The organism is Phenylobacterium composti DSM 19425, from assembly GCF_059568645.1.
The window spans coordinates 50,737-72,159 of sequence record NZ_JCANTT010000004.1; the positions used below are offsets into that span (position 1 = coordinate 50,737).

Annotated in this window: 21 protein-coding genes; 15 read left to right on the forward strand and 6 right to left on the reverse strand. The window is 70.3% G+C overall.

The genetic code is table 11. The features are described from left to right. Positions 1-74: 74 nt before the first annotated feature. Positions 75-1,979, forward strand: coding sequence for an RNA polymerase sigma factor RpoD (gene rpoD, locus BO64_RS02065; protein ID WP_496401611.1), 1,905 nt, complete (start codon positions 75-77; stop codon positions 1,977-1,979). A gap of 32 nt (positions 1,980-2,011) precedes the next feature. Here rpoD and BO64_RS02070 read toward each other — a convergent pair whose 3' ends face one another. Both BO64_RS02070 and BO64_RS02075 read right to left on the reverse strand, forming a co-directional pair. Beyond that, positions 2,012-2,419, reverse strand: coding sequence for a cupin domain-containing protein (locus BO64_RS02070; RefSeq protein WP_496401612.1), 408 nt, complete (start codon positions 2,417-2,419; stop codon positions 2,012-2,014). Positions 2,420-2,519: 100 nt separating this feature from the next. Beyond that, positions 2,520-2,744, reverse strand: coding sequence for a hypothetical protein (locus tag BO64_RS02075; protein WP_496401613.1), 225 nt, complete (start codon positions 2,742-2,744; stop codon positions 2,520-2,522). Between the two features lie 249 nt (positions 2,745-2,993). Between BO64_RS02075 and carB the strand changes: the two genes are divergently transcribed. From carB to BO64_RS02095, 4 genes are all read left to right on the forward strand, one after another. Next, positions 2,994-6,287: a carbamoyl-phosphate synthase large subunit gene (gene carB, locus BO64_RS02080; protein WP_496401614.1), complete on the forward strand. Its 3,294-nt coding sequence runs from the start codon at positions 2,994-2,996 to the stop codon at positions 6,285-6,287. A gap of 215 nt (positions 6,288-6,502) precedes the next feature. Next, positions 6,503-6,676 carry a hypothetical protein gene (locus tag BO64_RS02085; protein WP_496401615.1) on the forward strand — a complete coding sequence of 58 codons (174 nt, stop codon included), beginning with the start codon at positions 6,503-6,505 and terminating at the stop codon, positions 6,674-6,676. Positions 6,677-6,867: 191 nt separating this feature from the next. Then, positions 6,868-7,641 (forward strand): glucose 1-dehydrogenase, encoded by a 774-nt coding sequence (locus tag BO64_RS02090; protein ID WP_496401616.1) that lies wholly within the window; start codon positions 6,868-6,870, stop codon positions 7,639-7,641. Between the two features lie 10 nt (positions 7,642-7,651). Continuing rightward, a complete protein-coding gene (locus BO64_RS02095) occupies positions 7,652-8,152 on the forward strand; it encodes a P-loop nucleotide/nucleoside kinase family protein (protein WP_496401617.1) in 501 nt (166 codons plus the stop codon). On the opposite strand, the gene BO64_RS02100 is transcribed toward BO64_RS02095, so the two are convergent. Then, complete coding sequence (locus BO64_RS02100; RefSeq protein ID WP_496401618.1) at positions 8,149-8,778, reverse strand: glutathione S-transferase family protein; 630 nt, start codon at positions 8,776-8,778, stop codon at positions 8,149-8,151. The two genes, BO64_RS02095 and BO64_RS02100, sit on opposite strands and share 4 nt — an antisense overlap. 211 nt (positions 8,779-8,989) lie before the next feature. On the opposite strand from BO64_RS02100, the gene greA reads away from it, so the two are divergent. The 5 genes from greA to BO64_RS02125 all read left to right on the forward strand — a co-directional run bounded on the left by greA (position 8,990) and on the right by BO64_RS02125 (position 13,675). Further along, on the forward strand, positions 8,990-9,463 hold the full coding sequence (gene greA, locus BO64_RS02105; protein WP_496401619.1) for a transcription elongation factor GreA: 474 nt from the start codon (positions 8,990-8,992) through the stop codon (positions 9,461-9,463). Positions 9,464-9,473: 10 nt separating this feature from the next. Next, positions 9,474-10,427 carry a mitochondrial fission ELM1 family protein gene (locus tag BO64_RS02110; RefSeq protein WP_496401620.1) on the forward strand — a complete coding sequence of 318 codons (954 nt, stop codon included), beginning with the start codon at positions 9,474-9,476 and terminating at the stop codon, positions 10,425-10,427. An 88-nt stretch (positions 10,428-10,515) separates the two neighbouring features. Further along, positions 10,516-11,580 (forward strand): UDP-2,4-diacetamido-2,4,6-trideoxy-beta-L-altropyranose hydrolase, encoded by a 1,065-nt coding sequence (gene pseG / locus BO64_RS02115; protein ID WP_496401621.1) that lies wholly within the window; start codon positions 10,516-10,518, stop codon positions 11,578-11,580. A 59-nt stretch (positions 11,581-11,639) separates the two neighbouring features. Next, a complete protein-coding gene (locus BO64_RS02120; RefSeq protein ID WP_496401622.1) occupies positions 11,640-12,767 on the forward strand; it encodes a DegT/DnrJ/EryC1/StrS family aminotransferase in 1,128 nt (375 codons plus the stop codon). Then, positions 12,764-13,675, forward strand: coding sequence for a GNAT family N-acetyltransferase (locus tag BO64_RS02125; protein ID WP_496401623.1), 912 nt, complete (start codon positions 12,764-12,766; stop codon positions 13,673-13,675). The genes BO64_RS02120 and BO64_RS02125 overlap by 4 nt, the downstream gene beginning before the upstream one ends. Here BO64_RS02125 and BO64_RS02130 read toward each other — a convergent pair. Continuing rightward, positions 13,618-14,634 (reverse strand): hypothetical protein, encoded by a 1,017-nt coding sequence (locus BO64_RS02130; protein WP_496401624.1) that lies wholly within the window; start codon positions 14,632-14,634, stop codon positions 13,618-13,620. The two genes, BO64_RS02125 and BO64_RS02130, sit on opposite strands and share 58 nt — an antisense overlap. Beyond that, positions 14,631-16,337 carry an O-linked N-acetylglucosamine transferase, SPINDLY family protein gene (locus tag BO64_RS02135; RefSeq protein WP_496401625.1) on the reverse strand — a complete coding sequence of 569 codons (1,707 nt, stop codon included), beginning with the start codon at positions 16,335-16,337 and terminating at the stop codon, positions 14,631-14,633. The genes BO64_RS02130 and BO64_RS02135 overlap by 4 nt, the downstream gene beginning before the upstream one ends. 82 nt (positions 16,338-16,419) lie before the next feature. Between BO64_RS02135 and BO64_RS02140 the strand changes: the two genes are divergently transcribed. Genes BO64_RS02140 through BO64_RS02155 form a run of 4 tightly spaced genes read left to right on the forward strand, consistent with a single transcriptional unit; the run spans position 16,420 to position 19,672 of the window. Continuing rightward, positions 16,420-17,538: a class I SAM-dependent methyltransferase gene (locus tag BO64_RS02140; RefSeq protein ID WP_496401626.1), complete on the forward strand. Its 1,119-nt coding sequence runs from the start codon at positions 16,420-16,422 to the stop codon at positions 17,536-17,538. A 3-nt stretch (positions 17,539-17,541) separates the two neighbouring features. Then, entirely contained in the window at positions 17,542-18,348 is an 807-nt protein-coding gene (locus BO64_RS02145) for a phytanoyl-CoA dioxygenase family protein (RefSeq protein ID WP_496401627.1), read from the forward strand. After that, on the forward strand, positions 18,345-19,103 hold the full coding sequence (locus BO64_RS02150) for a class I SAM-dependent methyltransferase (RefSeq protein WP_496401628.1): 759 nt from the start codon (positions 18,345-18,347) through the stop codon (positions 19,101-19,103). The genes BO64_RS02145 and BO64_RS02150 overlap by 4 nt, the downstream gene beginning before the upstream one ends. Continuing rightward, positions 19,100-19,672 carry a GNAT family N-acetyltransferase gene (locus tag BO64_RS02155; RefSeq protein WP_496401629.1) on the forward strand — a complete coding sequence of 191 codons (573 nt, stop codon included), beginning with the start codon at positions 19,100-19,102 and terminating at the stop codon, positions 19,670-19,672. Before BO64_RS02150 ends, BO64_RS02155 begins: the two co-directional genes overlap by 4 nt. On the opposite strand, the gene BO64_RS02160 is transcribed toward BO64_RS02155, so the two are convergent. After that, on the reverse strand, positions 19,669-20,607 hold the full coding sequence (locus BO64_RS02160; protein WP_496401630.1) for a phytanoyl-CoA dioxygenase family protein: 939 nt from the start codon (positions 20,605-20,607) through the stop codon (positions 19,669-19,671). The genes BO64_RS02155 and BO64_RS02160 overlap by 4 nt on opposite strands. A gap of 98 nt (positions 20,608-20,705) precedes the next feature. Here BO64_RS02160 and BO64_RS02165 point away from each other — a divergent pair, with 98 nt between their 5' ends. Next, entirely contained in the window at positions 20,706-21,422 is a 717-nt protein-coding gene (locus tag BO64_RS02165; RefSeq protein WP_496401643.1) for a cytidylyltransferase domain-containing protein, read from the forward strand. The last annotated feature ends 1 nt before the right edge of the window (position 21,423 follow it).

Sequence of the window (21,423 nt, forward strand, 5' to 3'; positions counted from 1 at the left end):
CCTATGGATTTTACCGTCGCCCATTATCTGGGGCCCGCTGCCCGTAAGGGTCGGGAACCACGTCGGAGACCTCGATGAGCTCGAACACAGCCGAAGCCGAAACGCCCGAAACCACTCAAGGCGACGGCCCGCTGCTCGATCTGACGGACGCCGCAGTCAAGAAATTCATCAAGCAGGCCAAGGCCCGCGGCTACGTCACCATGGACGAGCTGAACAAGGTGATGCCCTCGGAAGAGGTCACCTCCGAGGCCATCGAAGACACCTTGGCCATGCTCAATGAAATGGGCGTCAACGTCGTCGAGTCCGAAGAGGACGCCGAGACCAACGAGGTCGCGGTCCGCGAGGAAAGCGCCGTCGTCGAGACGACCAAGGAGCCGGCCTACGACCGCACCGACGACCCGGTGCGGATGTACCTGCGCGAGATGGGCTCGGTGGAGCTGCTGTCGCGTGAGGGCGAAATCGCCATCGCCAAGCGCATCGAGGCCGGCCGCGACACCATGATCCGCGGCCTGTGCGAAAGCGCCCTCACCTTCGAGGCCATCATGGTGTGGCGCGAAGAGCTGGAGGGCGGCCGCATCCTGCTGCGCGAGGTGATCGACCTCGAACAGACCTACGGCGGCCAGAACCCGGCCGCCGACGCGGCCCCGGCCGAAGAGGCCGAGGCGGGCGCCGAAGGCGAAGGCGAGAGCGACGACGACTTTGACGATGGCGCCGGCCCGACCATCAGCGCCATGGAGGCCGAGCTGCGCGAGGGGGTCATGGCGACCCTCGACGTGATCGCCGCCGAGTTCGAGAACTTCCGTCACCTGCAGGAAAAGCTGGTCGCCGCCCGCCTGCGCGGCGAAGACCTGTCGGAAGAGGACCGCAAGGCCTATCAGGCCGCCAGCGGCGCCATCGTCCGCCAGCTCAAGACCCTGAAGCTGAACAACAACCGCATCGAGGCTCTGGTCGAGCAGCTCTATGCGATCAACAAGCGCCTGATGGTGCTGGAAGGCCGCCTGCTGCGCCTGGCCGACAGCTACGGCATCAGCCGCCAGGAGTTCCTGAAGGCCTACCTCGGCCAGGAGATGGCCCCCGACTGGACCGAACAGGTCAAGAAGCTGGGCGTCCGCTGGACCAAGTTCGCCGAGAACGACGCCGCCCAGATCGCCGAGATCCGCAACGAGATCGCGGCCCTGGCCCAGGAAACCGGCGTGCCGATCGACGACTACCGCCGCATCGTCCAGACGGTGCAGAAAGGCGAGCGCGAGGCCCGTCAGGCCAAGAAGGAGATGGTCGAGGCCAACCTGCGCCTCGTGATCTCCATCGCCAAGAAGTACACGAACCGCGGCCTGCAGTTCCTGGACCTCATCCAGGAGGGGAACATCGGCCTGATGAAGGCGGTGGACAAGTTCGAGTACCGCCGCGGCTACAAGTTCTCCACCTACGCCACCTGGTGGATCCGGCAGGCGATCACCCGCTCGATCGCCGACCAGGCCCGGACCATCCGCATTCCGGTGCACATGATCGAGACGATCAACAAGATCGTCCGCACCAGCCGCCAGATGCTGCACGAGATCGGCCGCGAGCCGACCCCGGAGGAACTGGCCGAGAAGCTGGCCATGCCGCTGGAAAAGGTGCGCAAGGTCCTGAAGATCGCCAAGGAGCCGATCTCGCTCGAAACGCCCATCGGCGACGAGGAGGATTCGCACCTCGGCGACTTCATCGAGGACAAGAACGCCGTCCTGCCTATCGACGCGGCCATCCAGTCGAACCTGCGCGAGACCACCACCCGCGTGCTCGCCTCGCTGACGCCCCGCGAGGAGCGCGTCCTGCGGATGCGCTTCGGCATCGGCATGAACACCGACCACACCCTGGAAGAGGTCGGCCAGCAGTTCTCGGTGACTCGCGAACGGATCCGTCAGATCGAGGCCAAGGCGCTTCGCAAGCTGAAGCACCCGTCGCGCTCGCGGAAGCTGCGCAGCTTCCTCGACAGCTGAGGTCCGCCGAAACCGGGCGTGTCCCGGAGTGCTTACCGGGGGATGGTCACCGCCGCCCCCCGCGGCGCCTGGTCGATGGTCATCAGCCGCACCGGCTCGTCACCCAGGACCACGGCCTCGTGCCACTGGTCCACCGCGTCCACCAGCCACTCGCCGGGCCGGGGCTCGTACACCGCGCCGGTGTCGAGGTTGGTCACCCGCAGGCGGCCGGATAGCACCTGCACGACCCGCGGATAGGGATGCTTGTGGGCGGCGAGCCGTCCGCCCGGGGCCAGGGTCGTTTCCGACACCGTCACCCGCAGGGGGCCGCCCGGAACCGTGATCGGCTGTCCCGTCAGGGTGGCGTCCAGGGTCGCCAGAGGGCGCGTCACCGGCGCCGGCTGGGCGAGGGTCGGCCCGGCGAGCAGCACGGCCACGGCGGCAAGAACGACGTTTCGCATCCCGCCACGATGGCCCACGGCGAGGCTTGCGGCAACGCAGCCCATGCAAAGGGCCGAGGCGCTAGCGCCCCGGCCCTCCCGGCAAACTCTTCAGTCAGTTCTAGGCGGCGACCTTGCGCGGCTTGCGTGAGGCCGCCCGCTTGGCCTTGGCCCGTTCCAGGCGGGCCTGACGGCGCTGCTCGGCCTCGCTCTCCAACGAGGGAAGAAGCTCGGCCGCAGCCGCCTGCTGCTTGGCATCGCCCTGTTCGCTCAGCCGCCGGGCGTTGGCCAGAAGGTTCACGACCTCGTCGTCGCTGAGGGTGGGGATTCTCTCGAGCAGGGTCATGTGGCCTCCGTTCCGGTCTCGCACGTAACAGTGCGCTTTGGAAAAGAGAGAGCCTGAGCGGCGAGTTAGTTGCGTGATTCAAAAGATAAATTTCTGGGAACCCGGCGATAATCCCGTTCATCTTCCTGGCCGCGACGCCGCTGCGCTTGCGTCCGTTCGCCTTGCCCTCTAAATCGCCCGCTTAACCTGCAGTTCACACACGGTGTCGGGCGCGCCAAATCGCGCGGCCGCCCTTGCGCGCGAGAAGAGATGCCCAAACGCACCGATATCTCCTCGATCCTGATCATCGGCGCCGGCCCGATCGTCATCGGTCAGGCCTGTGAGTTCGACTACTCGGGGGTCCAGGCGTGCAAGGCCCTGCGCGCCGAGGGTTACCGGATCATCCTGGTGAACTCGAACCCGGCGACGATCATGACCGATCCGGAGATCGCCGACGCCACCTATATCGAGCCGATCACCCCGGAGATGGTCGAAAAGATCATCGAGAAGGAGCGGCCCGACGCCCTGCTGCCCACCATGGGCGGCCAGACGGCCCTAAACACCGCCCTCGCCCTGGAGCGTAACGGCGTGCTGGCCAAGTACGGCGTCGAGATGATCGGCGCCCGCGCCGACGTCATCGACAAGGCCGAGGACCGTCAGAAATTCCGCGACGCCATGGACGCCATTGGCCTGGAGAGCCCGCGCTCCCACGTGGCCCACACCATGGAAGAGGCGATGGTTGGCCTGGAGCAGGTCGGCCTGCCGGCGATCATCCGCCCGTCCTTCACCCTCGCCGGCACCGGCGGCGGCATCGCCTACAACGTCGAGGAGTTCAAGGAGATCGTCGAGCGCGGCCTCGACCTCTCGCCGACCACCGAGGTCCTCATCGAGGAAAGCGTCCTCGGCTGGAAGGAATACGAGATGGAGGTGGTCCGCGACCGGGCGGACAACTGCATCATCATCTGCTCGATCGAGAACGTGGACCCCATGGGCGTCCACACGGGCGATTCCATCACCGTCGCCCCGGCGCTCACCCTCACCGACAAGGAATATCAGCGCATGCGGGCGGCCTCGATCGCCGTGCTGCGCGAGATCGGCGTGGAGACCGGCGGCTCCAACGTCCAGTTCGCCATCAATCCGAAGGACGGCCGCATGGTCGTCATCGAGATGAACCCGCGGGTGTCGCGCTCATCGGCCCTGGCCTCCAAGGCCACCGGCTTCCCGATCGCCAAGGTCGCCGCCCGCCTGGCGGTGGGCTACACCCTCGACGAGCTGATGAACGACATCACGGGCGCCACGCCCGCCTCGTTCGAGCCGTCCATCGACTACGTCGTCACCAAGATTCCGCGCTTCGCCTTCGAGAAGTTCCCGGGTTCCGAGCCCTACCTGACCACCCAGATGAAATCGGTGGGCGAGGTCATGGCCATCGGCCGCACCTTCGCCGAGAGCCTGCAAAAGGCCCTGCGCGGCCTGGAGACCGGCCTCACCGGCCTCGATGAGGTCGCCATTGAAGGCGCCGGCGATCCCGAGACGGGGCATGCAGCCATCCTCCGCGCCCTGGGCACGCCCACCCCGGACCGCCTGCGCGTCATCGCCCAGGCCTTCCGCGCCGGCCTTACCTGCGACGAGATCCAGGCGGCCTGCAGCTACGAGCCGTGGTTCCTCCGCCAGATCGAGACCATCGTGAAGGAGGAGGGCCGGATCGCCGCCGAGGGCCTGCCCACCGACGCGGCCAGCTTCCGCCGCCTGAAGGCCATGGGCTTCTCGGATGCGCGCCTGGCCAAGCTCTGCCATCTCACCGAGAAGGAAGTGCGCGAGCAGCGCCGCGCCCTCGGCGTGCGGCCGGTCTTCAAGCGCATCGACACCTGCGCCGGCGAGTTCCGCGCCGAGACGCCATACATGTACTCGACCTACGAGACCGGCGTCCTCGGCCAGCTCCCCGACTGCGAAAGCGAGCCCTCGGACCGCAAGAAGGCCATCATCCTCGGCGGCGGCCCGAACCGGATCGGCCAGGGGATCGAGTTCGACTACTGCTGCTGCCACGCGGCCTTCGCCCTCGAGGAGATCGGCGTCGAGTCGATCATGGTCAACTGCAACCCGGAGACGGTCTCCACCGACTACGACACGTCGGACCGCCTCTACTTCGAGCCGCTGACGGCCGAAGACGTGCTCGAGCTGATCGAGACCGAGCGCGCCCGGGGCGAACTCATCGGCGTCATCGTCCAATTCGGCGGCCAGACCCCGCTGAAGCTGGCCAAGGCGCTGGAGGACGCGGGCGTCCCGATCCTCGGCACCTCCCCCGACGCCATCGACCTGGCCGAGGACCGCGAGCGGTTCCAGCAGCTGCTGCACCGCCTGAAGATCGCCCAGCCGGTGAACGCCCTGGCCCGCAGCCGCGATGAGGCCTTCGCCGCGGCCCACAAGGTCGGCTATCCGGTGGTGATCCGTCCGTCCTACGTCCTGGGCGGCCGGGCCATGGAGATCGTCCGCGACGACGAACAGCTCGAACGCTACATCTCCACCGCCGTGCAGGTGTCGGGCGACAGCCCGGTGCTCATCGACCAGTATCTGTCCCGCGCCACCGAGGTGGACGTGGACGCCATCTGCGACGACACCGGCCAGGTGTTCGTGGCGGGCGTCATGGAGCACATCGAGGAAGCCGGCGTGCACTCGGGCGACTCCGCCTGCTCGCTGCCGCCCTACTCGCTGAAGCCCGAGACCATCGCCGAGCTTAAGCGCCAGACCGAGGCCATGGCCCGGGCGCTGAACGTGCGCGGCCTGATGAACGTGCAGTTCGCCATCGAGGAGCCGCACGGCCCCGAGCCGCGCATCTACGTCCTTGAGGTCAACCCGCGCGCCAGCCGCACGGTGCCCTTCGTCGCCAAGACCATCGGCCGGCCGCTGGCCGCCATCGCCGCCAAGGTGATGGCCGGCAAGGCCCTCTCCGATTTCGACCTCAATGTGGGGGAATACGACCACATCGCGGTCAAGGAAGCGGTGTTCCCGTTCGCCCGCTTCGCCGGCGTGGACACGGTCCTCGGCCCCGAAATGCGCTCCACCGGCGAGGTCATGGGCCTCGACTGGATCCGCGAGGGCGAGGACGGGGCAGGCCCCGCCTTCGCGCGGGCCTTCGCCAAGAGCCAGCTGGGCGGCGGCGCCGTCCTGCCGAAGTCGGGCTGCGTCTTCATCTCGGTGAAGGATTCCGACAAGCCGTGGATCCTGGAGGCCGCGCGCATCATCCAGGCCCAGGGCTTCCGCATCCTCGCCACCTCGGGCACCGCCGCCTATCTCAGCGAGAACGGCGTGAAGGTGGAGCTGGTGAAAAAGGTGCTGGAAGGCCGTCCGCACATCGTCGACGCCATGAAGAACGGCGAGGTGCAGCTGGTTTTCAACACCACCGAGGGCAAGCAGTCGCTGCTCGACAGCTTTGAGATCCGCCGCACGGCGCTGATGGGCAAGATCCCGTACTTCACCACCGCGGCCGGCGCGCTCGCGGCCGCCCGAGCGATCGCCGCCACCGCCGAGGCGCCCCTTGAGGTGCGCCCCCTGCAGAGCTACGCCTGAGGCGTCGTCTGAAGGGCGGGGCGTTCACAAACCCGTGTTCGCCCATTAATTGACCCTTTCCGGCGCGGGGCGCAGAGTTTCCTCATCGCCTGGTCGACAGGCGTTGAGGGCTCGCCCCGGCGACCCGTGCTTGGTCCTTTCGGGGCGATACCTGCGGCGCCTGCCGCAACCTGGCGTGGAGTGTGGAGCTCCATAACAGATTGCGAGGAAGCGTCATGCATACTGAGCCGCATCACGGCCAAGTCCGCCCCCACAAGCCCAAGCACCTGGCGGAGCGTTTCGAAGGGCTGCTGAGCACTGCGATGGTCGTGGTCGTCGTGTTGCTCGCCATCGGCCTCATCTACGGGATCATGAGCGGGGCCGGCGGAACGCCCAGCTACCTGCGCTGATACGCTGACGGCTGCTTCGGCCTCGCCTGCGGGGCCGAAGCGGTGCAGCATTCATTACGGCCCGCCCTCCCCTGCGAGCTGCGCTCGGCGGGGTCTGGGATTTTACGCTAGACTCCCTGCGTCCCTTCGCCCTGGCCTTACGGACGCTGCGGAACCCGTGTTAGCCCTTGGGCAAAACACGGGAGGACGTCATGACGCGACGCGTTGAGGGCAAGGTCGCCCTGGTCACCGGCGGGGCCAGCGGCATTGGTCGGGGCTGCGCCGAGCGCTTGGCCAGGGAGGGCGCGCGCGTCCTAGTCACCGACATCCAGGACCATCTCGGCGAGGAGGTCGTCCGCAGCCTCGGCGGCGAGGCCGCTTATCTCCATCACGACGTCACCGACGAGGACGCCTGGATCGGTGTCATCGGCGAGGCCAAGGCGCGTTTCGGCCGCCTGGACGTGCTGGTGAACAACGCCGGCATCGGTCTCGGCTGCCCCGTCACCGACATGACCCTGGCCGACTGGCGCCGGCAGACGGCGATCAACCTAGACGGCGTGTTCCTGGGCGTGAAGCACGCCCTGCCCCTGATGCGGGCCGGGGGCGGCGGCTCGATCATCAACATCTCCTCGGTGGCGGGCCTCGCCGGCGCGCCGAACCTCGCGGGCTACTGCGCCACCAAGGGCGGGGTGCGCCTGTTCACCAAGGCGGTGGCCCTGGAGTGCGCCGCCCTCAAGGACGGAGTGCGGGTCAATTCGGTCCACCCGGGGGTCATCGAGACGCCGATCTGGACCACCGTGGTGGGCGGCCAGCCGGGGGTGAACGAGCCGCCGGACCTCGACGCCATGACCGCTATGATGGTGCCGATGGGCGTGAAGGGCTTCCCCTCCGACATCGCCGAAGGGGTGCTCTGGCTGGCCTCGGACGAGAGCCGTTATGTCACCGGCGCCGAACTGGTCATCGACGGCGGGCTGACGGCGCGCTAGAGCGCGCCCCATGTCCGCTGCCATCCACGCAATCTTCGGCCCCTCGGGCGCCGGCAAGACCACCTACGCCAACGCCTTCGCCCGCCGGGAAGGCGCCGTCGCCTTCATCCTCGACGAGTGGATGGCGCGCCTCTTCGCCCCCGACATGCCCGAGCCCATCGAGTATGAGTGGCTGGTGGACCGGGTGCAGCGCTGCGAGTCCCAGATCTGGTCCACGGCGGCCGAGGTCCTCGCCGCCGGTCGGCCGGTGATTCTCGACCTGGGGCTGATGCGCCGGGCCGACCGCGACCGGGTCCGCGAGATCGCCGAGGGCGTGGGCGTGCCGCTGCAGTTCCACTATGTGACCGCCCCGGTGGAGGTGCGCCGGGCGCGGGTGGCCGAGCGCAACGTCATCCGCGGCGAGAACTTCGCCCTGGAGATCAAGTCCGACATGTTCGAGTTCGTGGAGGGCGTCTTCGAGCCGCCCGGTCCCGACGAGCTTGAGGGCGCGATCGTCTCCGAGAGCGCCTAGACCGACTGGAAGAGGTTCGACGGCCAGGTGGCGTCGGCGGCGCGGTGGTAGGCCTCCCGGGCCTGGAGCCGGGCGTTGTAGTCCACCAGGGCCGCATGCTCGGGCAGGACCCGCCGCTGCAGCAGGAACGACACGGTCGCCCCCACCACCACGTCGGCCGCCGAGAACCGCTCGCCCAGCAGGTACTTGCGCTCCATCAGCACGGACGAGAGCACCTCCACCATGTCGTCAAAGGCCCCAAAGCTGGCCGCAAAGCCCGACACGTCGATCTTCTGGCGGTGGAGGAAGGCCACGGGGTCCACCACCGCCGTCGCATAGACCATCCACTTCAGATAGGGGCCTCGGTCCGCCTCCTCGATCTTGGGGGCCAGCTTCCCGTAGCTGTAGCGGTCGGCCAGGTAGATCGCGATGGCGGGGTTCTCGCTGACCACGACATCGCCGTCCACCAGGGTCGGCACCTTCCCCGCCGGATTGAGCTTCAGGTACTCTGGCGACTTCTGCTCGCCCTTGCGGATGTCGATCTTTCGCACAGTGAAAGGCAGGCCCAGCTCCTCCAGCATCCAGTAGGCCGTGAAGGCCCGGCTGGCGGGGGAGTGGTAGAGGGTGATCCCGCGCTTGGCGGCCATCGGGCGTCTCCTTTCGCGCGTCTCGGCATCGCCGGCGCCAACCTTGGCCGGGACCTGCCGGCCCCGGGCGGCGGGCGGCCCGGATAACGATGCTCAGGCGCCGGTCTTGAATTTTGCGGCGCACAATCCTAACCTCTACGCCCCCGGACGCCAGCGCCCGCGGCCGGCTGAAGGATCAGAAACACTAGGGCGAATCCGAGTCATCACCTCTATGGAAAAAGTCCCGATGACCGCCGAGGGCTACAAGGCCCTCGACGAAGAGCTGAAGCGTTTGAAGACGATCGAGCGGCCCGCCGTGATCGCCGCGATCGCGGAGGCGCGTTCGCACGGCGATCTTTCCGAGAACGCCGAGTATCACGCCGCCAAGGAGCGCCAAGGCTGGATCGAAGGCCAGATCGCCGAGATCGAGGACAAGATGGCCCGCGCTCAGGTGATCGACGTCTCGAAACTGTCGGGCAACCAGGTGAAGTTCGGGGCGACCGTGTCGCTCATCGACGAAGACACCGAGGAAGAGGCCCGCTACCAGATCGTTGGCGAACACGAGGCCGACGTGAAGGCCGGCCGCGTCTCCATCACCTCCCCGATCGCCCGCGCGATCATCGGCAAGGAGACCGGCGACGTCGTGGAGGTGAACACCCCCGGCGGCGTGAAGGCCTACGAAATCCTCAAGGTGGAGTGGGTCTGACCCACTCCGCATGGCGTCCAACGCGCCGCCTCTGACCATCTGGGCCGTCTCCGACGGCCGCGCCGGCATCGAGGCCCAGGCCCTCGGTCTGGCCGAGGCGGTCGCCCGCCTGCGGCCGGCCGAGGTCTCGGTGCAGCGGATCGCCTGGAAATGGGGGCTAGGCCGCCTGCCCTGGCGGCTGATCCCGCTCGCGGCCCTGGCCCAGCCGCTGCCTCGGCCTCTTCCCGACATCTGGATCGCCACGGGCCGGGCGACCCTGCCCCTGTCCACCCGCCTGAAGGGGCGGACCTTCGTGGTGCAGACCCAGGCCCCTCGGGCCCCGCCGGACCGCTTCGACCTCATCGTCCCGCCCGAGCACGACCGGCTTTCCGGCCCCAACGTCTTCCCCATCCTCGGCGCGCCCAACCGCCTGACTCCGGCCAAGCTGGCGCACGGACTCGCCCTGTTCCCGCACCTTGCGGCCCTGCCCCGCCCGCGGGCGGCGGCGATCATCGGCGGCAAGTCCAAGGCCCATGACCTGCCCCCCGCCCGGGCCGCCGCCCTGGCCGGGTCCATCGCCGACGCCGTCCGCGCCAGCGGCGGCTCGCTACTGCTCTCGTTCACCCGTCGCACGCCGCCCGCCGCCCGCGAGGCCATGACCGCCCGACTGAGAGACCTGCCCGGCGTGATCTGGGACGAGCAGCCGCCCAACCCCTACTTCGCCTTCCTGGCCGCGGCCGACGCCGTCCTGGTCACCGAGGATTCCACCAACCTCGCCACCGACGCCGCCGCCACCGGCAAGCCCGTCCATGTCCTGCCCATGACCGGCCGCAGCGAGAAGCTCGCCCGCTTCCACGCCGACCTGCGGGCCCGCGGCATCGCCCGCCCCTTCGCCGGCCGCATCGAGGCCTGGAGCTATCCGCCCCTCGCCGAGACCGACCGCGCCGCGGCCGAGGTCCTGGCCCGCTACGACGCCCGCCGCTGACCGCCGGCCCCTCCCGGGCGGCGCTCAGAACGCCTTTTGCGCCCGCGGCCTTTGCAATTCCTGGCGCGATGGCCTTTGCTCCGCGCCCATGAGTCTTCCACCCGGCAGCCTCCCGAGCGGCCCCCGCATCCTGTTCGTGGTCGACGCCGGCCCCAAGGTGGGCGGCGGACACGTCATGCGCTCGCTCACCCTGGCCAAGGCGCTGGAGGCCCAGGGCGCCAGCTTCGCCTTCCTCGGCCCGCCTGCAGCCGACGACGTGCTGGAGACCTTCGCGCCCAACGTCGCCCGCCTGTCCGCCGACTCGGCCGAGCCCCGAGACCTCGCCCAGGCGGTGGGCCGCGAGCAGTTCGACGCCATCGTCTTCGACCACTACCAGCTCGGCGAGCGCGACCACCGGGCCATGGCCCAGGGCCGCCCGGTGCTGGTCATCGACGACCTCGCCGACCGGCCGCTGGGCGCCGACATCGTCCTTGACTCCGGCCCCGAGCGCGCCGCCGCCGACTACGACCGGCTGATCCCCGAGGGCGCCCGGCTACTGCTGGGCCCGGCCTACGCCCCCGTGCGGCCCGAGTTCGCCGCCCTGCGCGAGCCGGCCCTGGCCTGGCGCGGCGAGCCCGTGCAGCGCCTGCTGGTGGCCATGGGCATGACCGACGTGGGGGGCGTCACCGCCCGGGTGGTCGAGCGGCTGCGTCCCCGGATCGGGGACGCCGGCCTCGACATCGTTCTCGGCGCTGCCGCCCCCAGCATCCCGGGTCTCGCCAAGATCGCCCGCCGGGACAACCGGCTGATGCTGCATGTGGACACCCCGCACATGGCCCGCCTCACCGCCGAGGCGGACATCGCCGTGGGCGCGGCCGGCTCCTCCACCTGGGAGCGCTGCACCCTGGGCCTCCCGTCGGTGATGGTGGTCCTGGCCGAGAATCAGCGGCCCGCGGCCCGGGCCCTGGCCGAGCGTGGCGCGGCCATCGTCCTCGACATCGCCCAGCCCGACTTCGACGACGCCCTCGACCGGGCGATCATGCGCCTGCTGCGCGACGCGGACCTGCGCCGCCGCCTCGCCGCCGCCAGCTCTCAGATCTGCGACGGCCTGGGCGCCGGCCGCACCGCCGAGACCTTCCTCAGGCTGATCGCCGCCCGCAAGGCCCAGGGCTAAGCCGCCGTTAACCCTGTTCTGGTCGTCTGCGGGTCGGGCACTATCGGGGAGAGGCCGGCTTGCCGCAGGCACACGCTTTGCGTCACCAGCCCGCACAGGCGGGGATCGCGGTGGCGCGCCCCAAGCTCCCCCCGGCCTGGGCCGTCATCCCCTATCTGCAGCGCATCGACGAGAGCCGTTGGTACTCCAACTTCGGCCCCCTGCTCACCGAGCTGGAAGGCCGCCTGGCCGCCCGCTTTCCCCGCCCCACCCGGGTCGTCACCGTCGCCAACGCCACCCAGGGCCTCGAGCTGGTGCTGCGCGCCCTGGATGCTCCGCGGGGCGCCTATGTCATCCTGCCCGCCTGGACCTTCGTCGCCACGGCCCATGCGGTCGTGCAGGCGGGCCTGACGCCCTGGTTCGCCGACGTGGACGAGGAAACCTGGACCCTCGATCCCGCCACGGCCGTGGACGTCCTGACCCGGGCCGACCGCCCGGTGGCGGCGGTGATTCCCGTCTCGCCCTTCGGCCGCCCCCTGGACCTCGCCGCCTGGCGCGGCCTGCGTGACGCCACCGGCGTTCCGGTGCTGATCGACGCCGCCGCCGGGTTCGACACCGTGGACGACGCCCGCCTTCCGGTGGTGGTCAGCCTGCACGCCACCAAGGTGCTCGGCGTGGGCGAAGGCGGCTACCTCGCCACCGAAGACGATGACCTGGCCGAGCGGGTGCGCATGCTCTCCAGCTTCGGGTTCCGCGGCAGCCGCGAGTCCCAGCTGCCGGCCACCAACGCCAAGCTCTCGGAATACACCGCCGCCGTGGGCCTCGCCGCCCTCGACGGCTGGGCGGGCGATCGCCTGCGATTCCTGCGGGCCGCCCAGATGCTGCGCATCGCCCTCGTAGATCAGCCCAGGGTCGCCTTCCAGCCGGGCTGGGGCGTCGACTGGATCACCAGCGTCTGCAGCGTCGCGGTGCCAGAGGGCGCCGCCCAGGCCGTCGAGATGCGACTCGCCGCCCATGGGATCGACACCCGCCGCTGGTGGGGCGCGGGCTGCCACACGAGCCCGGCGTTCGCCGCCTGCCGGCGCGAGGACCTCAGCGTCACCGACCGCCTGGGCCGGCGGGTGATCGGCCTGCCCTTCTCCATCGACCTCAGCCGCCTGGAGATCGCCCGCATCGCCGGCGCTCTCTCGGAGGCCCTGGCCGCTTGACCCACCTCTACGCCAGCCGCGCCTATGCCGAGGGGCTGGCGGGCGTCTCGGCCCTCGCCGTACCCGAATGGGGCGCCCATGTGGTGCGCCGGCCCATCGCGGACGGCCTCGCCGACGCCGCGGGCGTCTATCCCCTCGCCGTACTCGCCCGGGGCGCCGACCTCGACGGCGGGCTCCAGCGGCTGCGCGCGCAGGGCCTCGTCTCGGTGGTGCTGGTGCCCGATCCGCTGCGGCATCCGGCAGGTCTGATGGCGCGCAGCTTCGAGGTCTGCCGCCCCTTCAAGACCCACCTCCTCATCGACCCCGCCGTCGGCCCCTTCGACCCGAGCAAGCACCACCGCGACCGCATCCGCCGCGGCCATCGCCGCTGCCGCATCGAGCCGGTGCGCCTCGCCGACCATCTGGACGGCTGGAGCGCGCTCTACCGCGGCCTGGTGGAGCGGCGCGCCGTCTCCGGCGTAGCGGCCTTCGGCGAGGTCTATTTCCGCATGCTGGCCGCCCGCCCCGAGGTGACGGCCTTCGCGGCCTTCGTGGGCGAGACCCTGGCGGGCATGACCCTGTGGTTCGCCGCCGACGGGGTGGTCTACAATCACCTCACGGCCGCCAACGCCCTGGGCTACGCCAATGGCGCGAGCTTCGCGCTCTATGACGCCGCCATCCAGCACTTCGCCGGGGCGGGGATCGTGAACCTGGGCGGCGGCGCGGGCCACGCCGACCGGGACGACGGCCTCAGCGCCTTCAAACGCGGCTTCGCCAACGCCGAGACCCAGGCCCATGTCTGCGGAGCAGTGCTCGATCCCGCGCGCTATGCGGCCCTGGGCGGCCCGCCGGGCGACGGGTTCTTCCCCGCCTATCGGGCCAGCGCCAGCACCGCCTCGGCCACCTCGGCCATGTCCCGAGCGTCGTAGCGCTCGTCGCAGGGCAGCGACAGCAGCTCCCCCGCCAGCCGATGCGCCACAGGGTGTTCGGCCGGGTCACTCGGCAGGCTGGCCCAATGCCGGGCGCACCAGATCCGCCGCTCGGCCAGGCTGGCCGCCACTGCGTCCCGGTTCGCGAGCCGCACGGGGAAGGCCAGCGGAGCGAACTCCGCCGCCCGCCCCGGCCATAGCGCCAGATCGCCCAGCCCCTCGGCCAGGACCGTCCAGTTCGCCCGCCGCCGGGCCGCCCGAGGCGCGTGGGCGAGACGAGCCAGAAGCCCTCGCGCGTCCTCGCCCATGGCCAGAGGCCGGCTATCGAACGCCGCCTCCTGCTGCTGGAACACCGGAAACCAGGCCTCGGGCCGAAAGCCGTCGGGATCTTCCGCCCGGGCGCGCTGGGCCTCCGCCGTCGCCGGGGCGTCTGTGGCCTCCGGGCCCGGCAGCGGCCCTGCGCCCACCAGCAGCCCGCCCTCGCCCACGCCTGTCAGCTTGCGGGGACTGTAAAGCATCACCTGGCCCCAGTCGGCCGCCCCGGTGTCCAGGGCCTGGGCCCGATCCTCGATCCACAGCACGTCGGGCCGTCCCGCCGCGAGGTCGCGAAAGGCCCTTGGCGGCGGGGCGCCGAAATAGTCGATGGCCAGCACCGCGTCCCCCGCCTGCACGGCGCCCGCCAGCCCGGTCACGTCGGGGGCCAGATGCTCGTCCACGCCGTACCAGGCGATGTCGCAGCCCGCCGCGCCCTCCACCAGGGCCGCGCAGCCATAGGCCGGCAGCCAGATGCGCCGCACCCGGCGATGGGCGATGAGCGCCGCCAGCGCCCCTCGGGCGGTGCGGAAGGCCGCCGTCTCGGCATGGCCCGCCGTCCAGACCGCCCAGAGGCTCCCCGGATCGTCGGGCGCCAGCTCGGGGACGGGCCAGGGCAGGACGCTGCCGATCCCCCAGCGGCTCATCTCTCCAGCCAGATCTCGAACATTCGCCGGAAGTCGGCCTCCAGGCGCCGGGTGAACCCCGCCTCGTCCCGGAAGGCCGAAGCCTCGAAGCCCGGCCGCACCCGCGCCCGCAGGGCGTCCAGCGCCGCCACGTCCTCGGTGAGCGCCAGGGCCTTGGCCACGTAGTCGTCCCAGCTCTCGGCGATCAGCTCCGGCAGGCCGCAGGCCAGCACCGCGTTCAGGCCGATCCGGGCGTAGAAGTCGTCGCCCTTCAGGGTCAGCACCGGCACGCCGTTGGCCAGGGCGTCGCAGGTGGTCGTACCCCCCGGACACGGCGACGGATCCAGGGCCAGGTCGATGTCCTGGAACGCCCGTAGATAGTCCGCTCCCTGGGAGTGGCCCTGGAACTCGAGCCGCTCGGCCGCCACCCCGTGCGCCGCGAACCTGGCCCGCACCGCGCGCTGCAGCACCGGGTCGGCATAGGGGCCGTACTTGAGGAGCAGGGTCGAGCCCGGACGGCCGTTCAGGATCCGCGCCCAGCCCGCCACGGTGGCGTCGCTCAGCTTCACCGGATTGTTGAACGAGCCGAAGGTGATGCGCCCCTTGGACAAGGCCGGGGTCGGCGCGGGCGGCGGCCGGTCCGCCGCCGGCCGGAAGGGGGCCATGATCAGCCCTGTCCTCCAGATGGTCTCGGTGAACAGGGCATCCGTGCCCGGCGTGTCCATGGAGTCGCAGTGCAGGACATAGTCCATGGCGTCCAGGCCAGTGGTCTGCACGAAGTTCACCCACGCCACCTGCACCGGGGCGGGCTTGCGGGCGAACACCCCCAGGCGGCTGCCGGCCGTATGGCCCCACAGGTCCACGAGGATGTCGATCCGGTCGCCGCGGATGCGCTCGGCCAGGGCGGCGTCGTCCAGCCCCTTCACCCCCAGCACCGTCGCATGGGCCGGCAGGGCCTCCTCCGCCGACGGGTCGGCGCAGTAGATGAACACCTCCACAGCCGCCGGGTCGTGGTTTTCCAGCACCGGCATGACGAACTGGCGCAGCTGCGAGCGCGTGAAGCTCGGCCCCACATAGCCGATCCGCAGCCGCCGGTCGGGGTTGCGGTCGTTGTCCCAGGAGTCGCGCCGCGCCAAGCCCGACATATAGGCCGCGGTCCAGCGCCGGGCCTCCTCGGCGTAGCGGCGCACCCCATCCCCCACGAAGAACAGGGCGAACAGCAGGAACTCGTGCACAGCCGGGTTACGGAAGGCCTCCACCGCGCCCAGGAACACCTGCGCGGCCTCCTCCGGCCGCCCCTGATGCTGCAGCGACAGGCCGTAGGTCAGGAAAAGCTGCGCATCGAGGTGGTCGAAGTCGAGGGCGTGGCCGAACGCCAGGCTGGCCGGCCCCATGTGCTGGGCGGCGTACAGCTGCCAGGCGATGGCGGCGGCATAGGCCCGGTCTTTCGCCATTCGCTGGGCATCGGCGCCCAGGTTCCGGACGACCTGCACGCTGTGCAGCGTCACCGCCTCGCCCAGGTAATGCCGAGCCGCCTCGGTCTCGCCCGCCGCGAAGAGCGCGCTGGCCAACCAGTACCGGCACTCTGAATCGGCGGTCGCGGTCTGGCCTGCAATGGCGAAGCAGTTGGCCGCCTCCAGGGGCTCGCCCGCGGCCAGAGCCGCCCGGCCCTGCTCCATCAGCTCGGCGGGACTCGAGGCCTCGCGGGCGGGGGCGAGCGGCATGGCGGACTCCGTAGGTGGTCCCCGCGGACCCTCAGGCGCGCCGCTAAACGACACGTTAACCACGTTGACCGACCGTACCCCCATGCCGTCATCCGCAACGTCCGCCGCCGTAGCGGCTCCCGCCTGGCTACAGCCGGCGGAGACGGTGCTGGTCTTCCCCGCGGGCCTTCCCGATTCCCTCCGGTTCCGCGCCGAGGCCGCCGCCCGGGGCGCCGTGGTGGTGGGGGCTTCATCCCTCAGCTTCGATCCCGCCGCCGGCGCCTATGACGCCTGGGAGACCCTGCCCTATATCCATGAGGCGGGCTTCGCCCCGGCCCTGGCCGACGCCATCGGCCGGCACGGCGTCCGGGCGGTCCATTCGCCGCACGAAGTGGTCAGCGGCGTCCTCGCCGAGCGGCTGGGCGACATCGCCCCCGGCGTGCGCCTGATCACCGCCAATCCCATGATGAAGGCCGAGCAGGCCTACCGCGACCTCCTCGCCCGCGCCGGCCGGGGCTATCCGGAAGGCGTCTTCGGCCCGGCCGCCCGCCCGGCCCCGTCCGCGGTGGAACGGGCCGGAATCCTTCGCATCGTCGACGCGATCCCGGGCATGACCGACGGCGACAAGATCGACGCCCTGTTCGAGGTCATGCGCCGTGCCCCGGCGGGCGACATTGTCGAGATCGGCTCCTGGTGGGGCCGATCGGCCGCTCTCCTCGTGCTCCTGGCCCAGCGCCATGGCCTGGGGCCGGTCCTCTGCGTCGATCCCTGGCGGGCCGAGAACCTGCCCCAGGGCGTCGAGGTGCTGGACGCCGCCAGCGCGCGCATGGATGTCGACGAGGCCCTGCGAATCTTCCAGATCAACCTCTCGCCGCTGGCCGGCGGGCGCCTCAACTACATCCGCAAGCCCGCCGCCGAGGCCGCCAAGGCCTACGGCCCCGGCCTCGCCGTCGAGACCGAGGTCTTCGGTCGGACCGGCTATGGGGGGCGCATCTCGGTCCTGCACATCGACGGCAACCATGCCTACGAGAACGTCCTGGCCGATTCCGAGGCCTGGACCCCGCACGTGGCGCCCGGCGGCTGGATCGTGTTCGACGACTACGTCTGGGCCTTCGGCGACGGCCCGCGCCGCGTGGGCGACGACTGGCTGGCCCGGAACGCCCATCGCATCGACCTGAGCTTCGTGACCGGCACGGCGCTCTTCATCCGGCTGGCGGACTGACCCATGCGCCACGAGACCTTCGCCGACGCGCCGCTCAGCGACGAGACGGTCGCCTATCTGCTCGCCACCCGCGGCTGGGCGCGGTTCCCCGGCGTGCTGACGCCGGGCCAGGTGGCGGCCCTCCACGCGGACGCCGGGCGCGTCTATCAGAAGCGCCGCGCCCTGCAGGTCCGGAACGGCGTCGCCGACGGCATGGAGGGCGCGGCCCACCATGTCCTGGGCGAAGGGACCAGTCTCGACGACTTCATCAATCACCTGCCCCTGGCCGACGTCATCGAGCGTCACTTTGGCGGGAAGTTCATCCTGCTGAACTTCGGGGCCGCCATGCACCTGCCGGGCGGCCGGTCCTATACGCTCAAGCCGCATCGGGACGTTCGCGCCTGGAGCCCGGGCTACGCCCTGTCGCTCAACATGCTGGTGATGCTGGACGACTTCACGGTCGAGAACGGGGCCACCCTGATGCTCTCGGGGTCGCAGCATGTAGAGGCCATGCCGCCCCACGACCTGTTCCAGGCCCTGGCCGAACCCGCCCTCGGCAAGGCCGGCGACATCCTCCTGTTCGACAGCCTGGTGGTCCACTCAGCCGCGCCGAACAACAGCCAGGCTGAGCGACGCGCCCTAACCCTCTGCTTCGGCCGACCCTTCATGAAGCCGCACATGGACTGGCCGCGCTTCCTGCCGCCCGCGTGCGAGCAGCGCCTGACGCCCCTGGGCCGCCAGCTCCTGGGCTATCACGCCCGCGCCCCGGAAACCCTCGACGAATATTACCAGCCGCCCGAGCGCTGGACCTTCAAGGCTGACCAGAGATGAGCCCTGCGGACAGCGGCGACCTCGCCGCCGAACGTCGCCGCCTGGAGGCGGCCACCGCCTCCTATGGCGAAGGCGCCGGCGCCTTCGACAGCCGCATGCGCCACTACATGATGCGCACCTTCGAGCCCTTCTTCCGGGACGGGCCCTGCCTGCAGATCGGCTGCGCCCACGGCGACCAGACCAGCCTGCTGCTCGACCGCTTCGACGACGTCACCGTGGTCGAGCCGGTGCGCAGCTTCCTTGACCATGCCCGGGCGCGCCTGGGTGATCGTGCCGTCTTCATCGAGGCCTTCATCGAGAACTTCGAGACCGAGCGGCGCTTCGAGACCATCTTCTTCTCGCACGTGCTGGAGCACGTCGCCGACGCCGTCGAGGCCCTGCAGCGCCTCGGCCGCCTGCTCACGCCCACTGGCCGCCTGTTCGTCACCGTGCCTAACGCCGAGGCCCCGTCCCGGCGCATCGCCGTGAAGATGGGACTGCTCTCTCACCTGGAGGCGCTTAGCGAGGCCGACGTGGCCGCGGGCCACCGCCGGGTCTATCGCCTCGACACCCTCTGCCGCGACGTGCGCGCCGCCGGCCTGCCGATCGTCCACACGGGCGGAATCTTCTTCAAGCCGCTGGCCAACTTCCAGCTCGACGCCCTGATCGGCGGCCCACTGATGAGCGAGGCCTTCCTGGAGGGGTGTTTCGAGCTCGGGCGCGAGGACGCCGCGTCCTGCGCTTCGATCTATGTTGTGGCGGAGGCCCCGCGATGAGCATCCCCGGACGCAAGGTCCGCCTGCGGGCGGTGGAGGAAGGCGACCTGCCGACCCTGCACGCCTGGGCGAATGACGAGGTGCTGTGGGCCAACCTCGGCGGCTGGCGCTTCCCCTCCAGCCTGGATTCCACCCGCGCCTGGTTCGCCGGCCTCAAGGCCGACCAGCGGAACCACCGCTGGGTGATCGAGACCCGCGACGAGGGGCGGCTGATCGGCGCCGCCAACCTCGTGGACATCGACTGGAAGAACCGCAACGCCTTCCATGGCATGCTGCTTGGGCCCGAGGCGGCCCGCGGCCGGGGCTACGGCTTCGACACGGTCATGGCGGTGATGCGCTACGCCTTCAACGAGCTCGGCCTTGAGCGGCTCGACGGCGACATCATCGAGTACAACGCCGCCTCCTTCGCCCTCTACGTCGGCAAGTGCGGCTGGAAGGAAGAGGGCCGCCGCCGGCGCTGGCACTACCGGCAGGGGCGCTTCTGGGACAAGGTCCTGGTGGGCGTCACCCGCGACGACTACGCCGCCCTGGTGAAGTCCAACCGCTACTGGGACGAGGGCGTGGGCTAGGCCTTCAGGACGATGTTCTGGCGGATCACCGCCGCGCCCGCTTCGTCAAGGTCCTTGCGAGTGTCCGACAGGCTCAAGGGACCGGTCAGGGTCGCGTTCACCGCATCCATGCCCGAGGTCTTCGCCTGGCCCCTGGCGATCAGGTAGCGCAGGGAGATGCGCTCGTGGTCAGCGGCGTCCGGCTGGGTGCCGTGCAGGGTGCAGGCATGCCAGATGGCCGCAAAGCCCGCATCGCCGGTCAGGATCTTCTGGCGGACGCTCGCCTCGCCGTACGGGCCGTTGCGGTAGAGCCAGGTGTCCTCGCCCGTGCGGGTGAGGTCGTGGGGGAACACCGAGCCGCCCAGGCGGTGGCTGCCCTCCAGCAGGTAGAGCGGCGCGTCGGCCTTGGTCACCGGATGCAGATAGACATACAGGGTCAGGAAGTCGGCCTCCCGGTCCTTGTAGTCGATCAGGTCCTGGTGGAAGTCGATCCCGTAGAAGTAGGTCACATCCCGATACTCGGGCTTCACATAGGCCCCGAGGTTGTTCACCGGATTGCCGTGGATGCGCGCCCGCAGCCAGTCGGGCACGCTGCGGGCCGGCACGCCGCAGACCACCTTCTTGTTCAGGATCTCGTAGCCCTCGCCCAGCAGGGCGGTCATAGCCTCGACGATGTGCGGCGCCCGCTCCACGAAGCCGAGCCGGTCCTCGAACCGCTCCAGCAGGTTGCGGCCGGGCCGCGGATTGACCCCGGTGTACTGTGGATTGGCGTCGAACTCGGCCTCGCTGAGGAACAGCTCGCCGTCGAACGACCGGGTCGCCCGGATCGCCGCCAGCAGGTCGGCGGCCGCATCCACGTCCACGGGCTGGTCGAACCGGTGCGCGCCGTCGCGGATGAAGTCCGAGACCACCTGCTCCGACAGGCTCGCCGCCGAGGTCCTGGCCATCGCGTTCATGTGGGGGCTCCGATCGCTCGCCCTACACGTCTTACGAGTCGTGTTAACCTCGGCTTACCCTCGCGGGCGCACCTTCCGGCCTGCGACGGAGAGCCATCCTGACACTCGCCATCCTCCAGGCCCGCCTCAGCTCCACCCGCCTGCCGGGAAAGGTGCTCAAGCCCCTCGTGGGGCGGCCGATGATCCTGCGCCAGATCGAGCGCATCCGGCGGGCCCGCCGCCTCGACCAGCTGGTGGTCGCCACCAGCGTCGATCCGTCCGACGACCCGCTAGCGGCCCTCCTTGCGGACGAAGGGATCGAGGTGTTCCGCGGCCCCCTCCACAACGTCCTCGCCCGGTATGTCGGCGCCCTCGACCGCTGGCCCGCCGACACCGTGGTGCGGCTCACCGCCGACTGCCCGCTGATCGACCCCGGGGTGATCGACGCCACCATCGACCTGCTGCACGGGACCGGGGCCGACTACGCCCACTGCCGCACCCAGGAGGCCGGCTATCCCAAGGGCCAGGACGTGGAGGCCATGACCGCCGCTACCCTCCGCCGCGCCGCCGAACTGGCCGAGACCCGTGAGGAGCGCGAGCACGTCACCTGGGGAATCTGGAACCAGCCGGACCTCTACCGCCTCGTCCGCCTGCCGCCGCCGCAGGAATGGGGCCATGTGCGCTGGACGGTGGACCGGCCTGACGACCTGGAGTTCGTCACCGCCGTCTATGAGGCGCTCTATCCGGCCAATCCGGCCTTCACCTCCGACGACATCCGCGCCTTCGTCGCCTCCCGCCCGGACCTTGCCACCTACGGCGGCGATCCGAGGCTCTGAT

Bases quoted from the DNA above. Each gene is read 5' to 3' on its own strand.
- carB (WP_496401614.1), top strand. From the start codon at position 2,994: ATGCCCAAACGCACCGATATCTCCTCGATCCTGATCATCGGCGCCGGC.
- BO64_RS02160 (WP_496401630.1), bottom strand. From the start codon at position 20,607: ATGAACGCGATGGCCAGGACCTCGGCGGCGAGCCTGTCGGAGCAGGTG.
- BO64_RS02150 (WP_496401628.1), top strand. From the start codon at position 18,345: ATGAGCCCTGCGGACAGCGGCGACCTCGCCGCCGAACGTCGCCGCCTG.
- BO64_RS02155 (WP_496401629.1), top strand. From the start codon at position 19,100: ATGAGCATCCCCGGACGCAAGGTCCGCCTGCGGGCGGTGGAGGAAGGC.
- BO64_RS02070 (WP_496401612.1), bottom strand. From the start codon at position 2,419: ATGCGAAACGTCGTTCTTGCCGCCGTGGCCGTGCTGCTCGCCGGGCCG.
- BO64_RS02140 (WP_496401626.1), top strand. From the start codon at position 16,420: ATGCCGTCATCCGCAACGTCCGCCGCCGTAGCGGCTCCCGCCTGGCTA.
- BO64_RS02090 (WP_496401616.1), top strand. From the start codon at position 6,868: ATGACGCGACGCGTTGAGGGCAAGGTCGCCCTGGTCACCGGCGGGGCC.
- BO64_RS02085 (WP_496401615.1), top strand. From the start codon at position 6,503: ATGCATACTGAGCCGCATCACGGCCAAGTCCGCCCCCACAAGCCCAAG.
- BO64_RS02095 (WP_496401617.1), top strand. From the start codon at position 7,652: ATGTCCGCTGCCATCCACGCAATCTTCGGCCCCTCGGGCGCCGGCAAG.
- BO64_RS02135 (WP_496401625.1), bottom strand. From the start codon at position 16,337: ATGCCGCTCGCCCCCGCCCGCGAGGCCTCGAGTCCCGCCGAGCTGATG.
- pseG (WP_496401621.1), top strand. From the start codon at position 10,516: ATGAGTCTTCCACCCGGCAGCCTCCCGAGCGGCCCCCGCATCCTGTTC.
- BO64_RS02075 (WP_496401613.1), bottom strand. From the start codon at position 2,744: ATGACCCTGCTCGAGAGAATCCCCACCCTCAGCGACGACGAGGTCGTG.
- rpoD (WP_496401611.1), top strand. From the start codon at position 75: ATGAGCTCGAACACAGCCGAAGCCGAAACGCCCGAAACCACTCAAGGC.
- BO64_RS02145 (WP_496401627.1), top strand. From the start codon at position 17,542: ATGCGCCACGAGACCTTCGCCGACGCGCCGCTCAGCGACGAGACGGTC.
- BO64_RS02100 (WP_496401618.1), bottom strand. From the start codon at position 8,778: ATGGCCGCCAAGCGCGGGATCACCCTCTACCACTCCCCCGCCAGCCGG.
- greA (WP_496401619.1), top strand. From the start codon at position 8,990: ATGGAAAAAGTCCCGATGACCGCCGAGGGCTACAAGGCCCTCGACGAA.
- BO64_RS02110 (WP_496401620.1), top strand. From the start codon at position 9,474: ATGGCGTCCAACGCGCCGCCTCTGACCATCTGGGCCGTCTCCGACGGC.
- BO64_RS02130 (WP_496401624.1), bottom strand. From the start codon at position 14,634: ATGAGCCGCTGGGGGATCGGCAGCGTCCTGCCCTGGCCCGTCCCCGAG.